Below are 1,365 nucleotides of genomic sequence, written 5' to 3'. Positions count from 1 at the left end.
ATCAGAATAACTATAAAAACAAAAAAAAATCCCCACACTCAAATTTTGGTCGAGGAGAGTGTGAGGATTAGGTAGTATAGTAAAAGGCATTAAAAAGCCCTTTTTACTATACCCATTTTAACAAAAAAGTGAGGTAAACGCAATGTGGATGGAAGAACTTCCCAACGGAAAATACAAATTTTTTGAGCGTTACAAAGATCCATATACTGAAAAATTAAAAAAAGTCTCAGTCACGATGGAGAAGAAAACTCCCCAGGCAAGAAATCAAGCTGCTATCTTACTGCAAGAGAAGATAAATAAAAAACTCAGCACAAAACAAGTAGAAAGCATTACATTTGAAGAAATCTATAACCTTTTTTATAAATCATGGGCGCAAACAGTAAAGGAATCAACAAAACACAATTATACTTTTGTTGATGCAACTATGAAAAAAGGAATACCATCTGAAACTTTACTAGCTAATATCGATAGACGATATATCCAGAGCAAGATTGAAAATATTATTGATAGCAATGGCTATCATACAGCTTATAGAGTCCGCAGCAGACTCAAAAGCATCTTCGATTATGCAGTTCAATACTCCTATATCGAAAATAACGAGGTTAATTACACGGTTATTCCTAAAAAGCCAGAAACTTTAGAAGATATTGAAAAAAAGCGCAATAAGTTTTTGACTATGCAAGAAATCAAAACATTAATAGACGCACTAAACAACCAACCGTATCAACAAAAATATGCCGATATGGTAACGGTTCTTGCTCTTACTGGCATGAGATATGGAGAGTTGACCGCATTACAACTCAAAAATATAGACTTCCAAAATAAAAAAATTGAGATTACAGGTAATTTTGATTCAGTAAACAAAATAAAAACATTGCCAAAAACCGCTAAATCCATTAGAACAATATTGGTATCAGATGCGGTTATAGAGGCCATACAACGTCAAGTGATCCGCCTCACTGAACGCTATCAGCCGCTAAAAGATGATGATTATATCTTTTGTTTAGAGGTCTGGAATACCCCAATAACATTACCATCTTTCATTCAAATTATAAAAAAATACGGTGCGAAAGCTGGAATAGAAAAAAATTTATCTAGTCATATTTTCAGACATTCTCACATTTCGTTTTTAGCAGAGTCTGGATTGCCTATCAAATCAATAATGGATCGTGTTGGTCACTCAAACGCAAAAATGACTTTAGAAATATACTCCCACACTACACAAGATATGGAGGGTAAACTCGTAGAAACGTTAGATAGTATTTTTTAATTTTGCCCCTTTCCTGCCCCCTTTATTCGCACAAAATAACAATAACCCTTGAAAATCCAGTATTTCCAAGGGTTATATTTTTGTCATTAGAATCC

Annotated in this window: 1 protein-coding gene; it reads left to right on the top strand. The window is 33.7% G+C overall.

What is annotated here, in order from left to right; genetic code table 11:
* Positions 1 to 142: 142 nt before the first annotated feature.
* On the top strand, positions 143 to 1,270 hold the full coding sequence (locus KUA57_RS09435) for a tyrosine-type recombinase/integrase (RefSeq protein WP_218494153.1): 1,128 nt from the start codon (positions 143 to 145) through the stop codon (positions 1,268 to 1,270).
* The last annotated feature ends 95 nt before the right edge of the window (positions 1,271 to 1,365 follow it).

The organism is Streptococcus vulneris (genome assembly GCF_019218685.1).
Classification (GTDB): domain Bacteria; phylum Bacillota; class Bacilli; order Lactobacillales; family Streptococcaceae; genus Streptococcus; species Streptococcus vulneris.
This window is presented reverse-complemented; position numbering and strand designations above follow the sequence as displayed.

Excerpts from the sequence above, each read along its gene's own strand:
- KUA57_RS09435 (WP_218494153.1), top strand. The coding sequence starts at position 143 with ATGTGGATGGAAGAACTTCCCAACGGAAAATACAAATTTTTTGAGCGT.